General features: G+C 72.5%; 7 protein-coding genes. 6 read left to right on the top strand and 1 reads right to left on the bottom strand.

Annotation, left to right across the window (positions count from 1 at the left end):
* Positions 1-148 precede the first annotated feature (148 nt).
* The 6 genes from ACFYOP_RS33010 to ACFYOP_RS32985 all read left to right on the top strand — a co-directional run bounded on the left by ACFYOP_RS33010 (position 149) and on the right by ACFYOP_RS32985 (position 4,268).
* Positions 149-538, top strand: a complete 390-nt coding sequence (locus ACFYOP_RS33010) for a DUF202 domain-containing protein (protein WP_356899210.1) — start codon at positions 149-151, stop codon at positions 536-538.
* Entirely contained in the window at positions 535-831 is a 297-nt protein-coding gene (locus ACFYOP_RS33005) for a DUF202 domain-containing protein (RefSeq protein ID WP_356899209.1), read from the top strand. Before ACFYOP_RS33010 ends, ACFYOP_RS33005 begins: the two co-directional genes overlap by 4 nt.
* Before the next feature lie 148 nt (positions 832-979).
* On the top strand, positions 980-1,276 hold the full coding sequence (locus ACFYOP_RS33000; protein ID WP_356899208.1) for a hypothetical protein: 297 nt from the start codon (positions 980-982) through the stop codon (positions 1,274-1,276).
* A gap of 58 nt (positions 1,277-1,334) precedes the next feature.
* Positions 1,335-1,865: an MBL fold metallo-hydrolase gene (locus tag ACFYOP_RS32995; RefSeq protein ID WP_356899207.1), complete on the top strand. Its 531-nt coding sequence runs from the start codon at positions 1,335-1,337 to the stop codon at positions 1,863-1,865.
* Between the two features lie 161 nt (positions 1,866-2,026).
* On the top strand, positions 2,027-3,046 hold the full coding sequence (locus tag ACFYOP_RS32990; RefSeq protein WP_356899206.1) for a phosphotransferase family protein: 1,020 nt from the start codon (positions 2,027-2,029) through the stop codon (positions 3,044-3,046).
* Between the two features lie 7 nt (positions 3,047-3,053).
* Positions 3,054-4,268 carry an acyl-CoA dehydrogenase family protein gene (locus ACFYOP_RS32985; RefSeq protein ID WP_356899205.1) on the top strand — a complete coding sequence of 405 codons (1,215 nt, stop codon included), beginning with the start codon at positions 3,054-3,056 and terminating at the stop codon, positions 4,266-4,268.
* Between the two features lie 213 nt (positions 4,269-4,481).
* Here ACFYOP_RS32985 and ACFYOP_RS32980 read toward each other — a convergent pair whose 3' ends face one another.
* Positions 4,482-6,158 (bottom strand): VCBS repeat-containing protein, encoded by a 1,677-nt coding sequence (locus ACFYOP_RS32980; RefSeq protein ID WP_356899204.1) that lies wholly within the window; start codon positions 6,156-6,158, stop codon positions 4,482-4,484.
* Positions 6,159-6,176 lie beyond the last annotated feature (18 nt).

Genomic DNA, 6,176 nt, shown 5'->3' with positions numbered 1-6,176 from the left:
CGGCAGCGGGCTGATAGCCACACCCAGCACCCCTGGGCGACCCAACCCTACGAATGGCTCGATCAACCCGATCAAGAAGGTAGAGCGGGCTGAGGCCCGTACGAGTCAGGACGACGGCGGCCCGGCACGGCCGCGTAGGGTGCGGAGCGTGAGCGACTTCGTACAGAGCCTGCGGCTGTGGTTCGCACCGGCCCGGATCCGGGAGGAGGGCGAGACACCCGACTACCGGTTCTCGCTCGCCAACGAGCGCACGTTTCTCGCCTGGATCCGTACGGCGCTGGCTCTGATCGGCGGCGGTTTCGCGGTCGACCAGTTCCTGCCGGACCTGCGCTGGGGTGTGCGGGCGGGGCTGGCCCTCGCGCTGATCGGCGTCGGGGCGGCGTGTGCCGTGCGGGCCGTGAACCACTGGGTGCGGTGCGAGCGGGCGATGCGCCGCGGCGAGGATCTGCCGGTGTCCCGGTTCCCCGCGCTGCTGGCGGTCGTGGTCGCGGTGGTGTCGGCCGCCATGGTGGTGGTCGTCGCGTGGGGTGACGTGTGACCGCCCCGGCCCGCGATCCCGGTCTGCAGCCGGAGCGGACCCGGCTCGCGTGGCGTCGGACCACGCTGACCTGCACGGTGGTGGCGGTGCTCGCCGCCCGGCAGGCGGCGCAGGACACGGTGGCGGCGGTCGCGCTGAGCGTGGTCGCCTGGCTGGGGTTCCTGGCGGTCGCGCACCGGCGCATCGGGGCGATGGCGGCGGCCCGGCCGCCGGCCATGCCGATGGGCGGCGCGATCGCCGCGGTGGTGTGCGTCCTGGCGCTGGCGGCCTTCGCGGTCGCGGTCGTCGTGTGACGTGCGCGTACCGGCATGCCGCGTTCATGACGTGACGCCTCGGACAGGCGTGCCATCGCGGCGCGGTGCGCCGCGTGGAGCCCGGTCCGCCCGCGCCGCCTAACCTGGAACGGACACAACGGCACGAATCACACCAGAGGTGAGCGCCATGACCGTTGCCCACCAGGAACACACCGCGCACCAGCACGCCCACGGCCCGGCCTGCGGTCACGCCGAGGTCCCGCACGGCGACCACGTCGACTACGCGCACGACGGGCACCTGCACCGTGAGCACTCCGGCCACTGGGACGAGTGCGAGCCCGGCGAGCACGTGTCGCACAGCGGGCACACACACACGCACGGCGCCGGCTGCGGCCACACCGCCGTGGTGCACGGCGACCACGTCGACTACGTCCACGACGGGCACCGCCACGCGGAGCACGACGGCCACTGGGACGATCACTGAGCCCACCGCCCGCGCCGCTGCGGGTCAATACACCCAGACCGTCGCACGCGCGCCGCACGTGCACGCCTACGTCCAGCCGGACGGCGGCTGGTGCCTGAACAACGCGGGTTTCGTCAGCGACGGAGGCTCCACCCTCCTCGTCGACACCGCCGCCACCGAGCGGCGGGCCCGGGCGCTGCGCGCGGCGCTGCTGGCGACTGGCGCCCCGCTGCCCCGCACCGTCGTCAACACCCACCACCACGGCGACCACACCTACGGAAACGGCGTCTTCGCGCCGGAGCCGGTGGTGGTGGGCCACGGTCCGGTCACCGACCCCTCGGCGTACGACGCGACCGAGCGCTGTCTGCGGTTCGTCGCCGGCCTCGCCGAGGAGGGGCGGGCCAAGGGGCTCACCCCGTTGGAGACGGCGCGGGCGGCGGATGCGGGAGACTTCGCCGGACTGCGGGAGAGCGAGCGGCTGGTGGCCAATCCGCACCGGGCCTACGCGGAGCTGGGCGGGCTGCCGGAGGGCTCGCCGCTGGACGCCGCGGCGGTCTTCGCCGACATGGCGGCGATGAACGGCGGGGCGCCGGTGGCCTGCCACGCCTGACGCGCGGCGCTTCCCAGGCTGGGGGGCGACCGTGCGGGCGCCCCGCCGCCGGCCTCGCACCGGTGTGATCCGGACTTCGCTTCGACCAGGCCACTGGACGACATACCGACTGGTCGGTCATCATGAACGCGTTCCCAGGTCCGCCCCCGGAGGTGCCCACCATGAGCTCAGTCCCCCCAGGCCTCGATCCCGAGCAGCTGCGCGGCTATCTCGACCGTGAGCGGCCCGGGCTGGTGGGCGGACCGCTCAGCGCCCGGCTGATCCAGGGCGGCCGTTCCAACCTCACCTACGCCGTCACCGACGGCGCCTCGCGCTGGGTCGTCCGCCGGCCGCCGCTCGGCCACGTGCTGGCGACCGCCCACGACATGAAGCGCGAGCACCGGGTGATCAGCGCGCTGGCGCCGACCGCGGTCCCGGTGCCGCAGCCCGTGGTGTTCTGCGAGGACGAGTCGGTGCTCGGATCACCGTTCTACGTCATGGAGTTCGTCGACGGCACCCCGTACCGCACCGCGGAACAGCTCGCGCCGCTCGGTGCGGAGCGCACCCGGGCAGCGGTGCTGTCCCTGGTCGACACTCTCGTCGAGCTGCACGCCGTCGACCCCGAGGCGGTCGGCCTCGGCGACTTCGGCCGGCCGGAGGGCTTCCTCGACCGACAGCTGCGGCGCTGGGGCAAGCAGCTCGCGGCCTCGCGGGGCCGCGAGCTGGCCGGCATCGACGAGCTGCACGCCGCACTGGGGCGTGAGCTGCCCGCCTCCCCGGCGGCCGCCGTCGTCCACGGCGACTACCGCCTCGACAACGTGCTGATCGGGGACGGCGACCGGATCACGGCGGTGCTCGACTGGGAGATGTCCACCCTCGGTGACCCGCTGACCGACCTCGGCCTGCTGGTCATGTACAGCAAGCGGCTGGAGCTGCCCGACTCCCCCGTCAGCACCACGGCGGGCGCCGCGGGCCACCCGTCCCCGGCGGAGCTGATCGAGCGGTACGCCGAGCGCTCGGGCCGGGACACCTCGGCGATCTCCTGGTACGAGGCGTTCGCCTGGTTCAAGCTCGCCGTGATCCTCGAGGGCATCCACTACCGCTACACCCTCGGCCAGACCGTCGGCGCCGGATTCGACCGGATCGGCGATCTCGTCCCCCTCTTCATCGAGCACGGTCTGACCACCCTCCAGGAAGGCTGAGTACCCCATGGACTTCGCATTCGACGCCCGTACCGAAGAACTGCGTGCCAAGCTGCTCGCCTTCATGGACGAGCACGTCCACCCCGCCGAGCAGATCGAGCACGAGCAGCGCGCACAGTTGGCGTCGCCGTGGGACACGCCGGCGATCGTCGAGGAACTCAAGGCGGAGGCCCGCAGGCAGGGCCTGTGGAACCTCTTCCTCCCCGACGCCGAGTACGGCGCCGGCCTGACGAACCTTCAGTACGCGCCGCTCGCCGAGATCACCGGCCGCAGCCCCCATCTGGCCCCCACCGCGCTGAACTGCGCCGCCCCGGACACGGGGAACATGGAGGTGCTGACGCAGTTCGGCGACGACGCGCAGAAGAAGCAGTGGCTGGAGCCGCTGCTGGCCGGCGAGATCCGCTCGGCGTTCGCCATGACGGAGCCGGAGGTCGCCTCGTCCGACGCGACGAACATCCAGACCCGGATCGTCCGTGACGGCGACGACTACGTCGTCAACGGCCGCAAGTGGTACATCTCCGGTGCGATGAACCCGCTCTGCCGGATCTTCATCGTCATGGGCAAGACCGACCCCGACGGCGCCGACATCCGCCGCCAGCAGTCCATGATCCTGGTGCCGCGCGACACCCCGGGCGTGGAGATCCGCCGCGCCATGCAGGTCTACGGATACGAGGACCACTCCCACGGCGGCCACGCCGAGGTCGTGTTCCACGACGTGCGGGTGCCGGCCTCGAATCTGATCGGCGAGGAGGGCGGCGGCTTCGCCATCGCGCAGGCGCGCCTCGGCCCGGGCCGTATCCACCACTGCATGCGGCTGATCGGCATGGCGGAGCGCGCGATCGAGCTGATGTGCCGCCGGGCCGTGTCCCGCGAGGCGTTCGGCAAGCCGATCGCCCAGCAGGGCGTCGTGCAGAACTGGATCGCGGACGCGCGGGTCACCGTGGAGCAACTGCGGCTGCTGGTGCTCAAGACGGCGTGGCTGATGGACACCGTCGGCAACCGGGGCGCGCACACCGAGATCCAGTCCATCAAGATCGCGACACCGCGGGCGGTCGTGGACATCCTCGACAAGGCGGTCCAGGTCCACGGCGCGGGCGGCGTCAGCCAGGACTTCCCGCTGGCGGAGCTGTGGTCGGCGGCGCGGACGCTGAAGCTGGCGGACGGGCCGGACGAGGTCCACCAGCGGTCCCTGGCACGGCGGGAGCTCAAGCGGTACATGTGAGCCGGGGTGCGGCGGGTGCGGGCTGCTTCCCTCTCGCCACCTTCCCTGTCCGGACCGCCCTCGGGGCGGGGCTGCCGGGCCCGCCGGGGGTGGGCCCGGCACGTTCGTGCGCCGCCCGGGCCCGCCCGGACCACGCTGCCCCGCCCCGCCGGTGGCGGGACGGGGCAGTGAGGTCACCGGGCGGCGCGGGCCGTGATCGCCGCGCCGTGCCGGTCAGTGCAGGTCGGGGTACTGGTTCCAGCCGGTGCCGCCGATCTGGACCCGCGCCTTGAACGGCGTGGACGCCTTGCCGGTGCCGGCGTAGAAGAACAGACCCGTGGAGCTGGACGCCAGCAGGTCGGCGATGCCGTCACCGTTGATGTCACCCGGCGCCGACAGCGTCTTGTACTGGCCCCAGCCCTTGCCGCCCACCTGGATCCGGCCGGAGAACGGCGTGTTCGCCTTGCCCGTGCCGGCGTAGAAGAACAGACCGGCGGAGCTGCGGGCGATCAGGTCAGCCCGTCCGTCGAGGTTGAAGTCACCGGAGCCGACCAGCTTGTTGTACTGGCTCCAGCCACTGCCGCCGACCTGGACGCGGCCCTTCATGGACAGCCCGTCGCCGTTGCCCGCGTAGAAGTAGAGCGCGGTCGAGCTGCGGGCGATCAGGTCGCCCTTGCCGTCACCGTTGAGGTCGCCGGGTCCGACGACCCGGTTGTACGCCTTCGAGCCGCCCGCGAGGTACTCGTCGTACTCCGCGTACTGCGCCGTGTTGTAGAGGCGGCCGTCGTACGTGCTGTGCACGATCAGGTCCGAGTGGCCGTCGTCGCGGAGCGTCGACGCGTGGGTGAGCCGCACGGCGGAGCGGTCCCAGCCGGTGCCGATCAGGAACTTCTCCGACAGCCGGCCGGTGCCGGTGCCGTCGTAGTAGTACAGCGTGCCGTCGCCGGTGCGGGCGATGAGGCCCTGCTTCCCGAAGCCGGGCTGGTTGCCCGCGGCGGCCAGCTGGGTCACCACGCCCCAGCCCTCGCCGATGGACTCCCGGGCCTGGAAGGTGCCGGTGCCCTTGCCGTCGTACAGGTACAGCGTGCCGTCGTACGAGCGGGCCGCGAGGTCCGCCGTACCGTTGCCGTTGTAGTCCGTGCCGCCGACCAGCTGGTTGTACTGGAGCCAGCCCGGGCCGCCGATCTGCGTCCGCGCCTGGAACGGGTAGCCGGTGCTGCTTCCGTTGCCGGGGTAGACGAACAGGCCGGAGGAGTTGCGGACCACCAGGTCGGCCAGGCCGTCCCCGGTGAGGTCGTCCGCGCCGACGAGCTGGTCGAACTGGCCCCAGCCCGCGCCGCCGACCTTGATCCCTGCGCCGAAGCCGGTACCGGTGCCGGGGAAGAGATAGAGGCCCGCGGTGCTGCGCGCCAGCAGATCGGGCTTGCCGTCGCCGGACAGGTCGCCCGGGACGACGAGCTTGTTGTACGCCTGCCAGCCGGTGCTCAGCGTGGTGTATTGGTTGAGTCCGCCCTCGTACGTGGCGTACTCGCCGTTGTGCAGCCGCAGCGCACCGGTGGCGGTCAGGGTCAGCAGGTCGGCCCTGCCGTCGCCCGTCAGGTCGCCGGGCAGCAGCAGGTCCTTGACCTGCGACTCCTCGGTGCCGATGACGGCGGTGCCGCCGTGTCCCCAGTCGGCCCAGACATGACCGGAGTTGGTGCGGTAGGCGAGGTCGCCGAAGCCGTCGTTGTCGAAGTCGGCGCGCTGCGCCGCCGTGACGGCGACGGCCACCCGGGCCTGGGCCCGGTCGTCCTTGCCGGCCGCCGACCGGCCGGGCACGGAGAAGACGGGCCGCTCGGGGGCGGTCGCACGGGGCTCGACCGTGCCGGGGGTGCCGCCGTCGTTCCCGGCCGCGTGTGCTGTGATCGTCATCGAGCTGCTGACCAGTAG

The organism is Streptomyces sp. NPDC006294 (assembly GCF_042870895.1).
Classification (GTDB): domain Bacteria; phylum Actinomycetota; class Actinomycetes; order Streptomycetales; family Streptomycetaceae; genus Streptomyces.
This window is presented reverse-complemented; position numbering and strand designations above follow the sequence as displayed.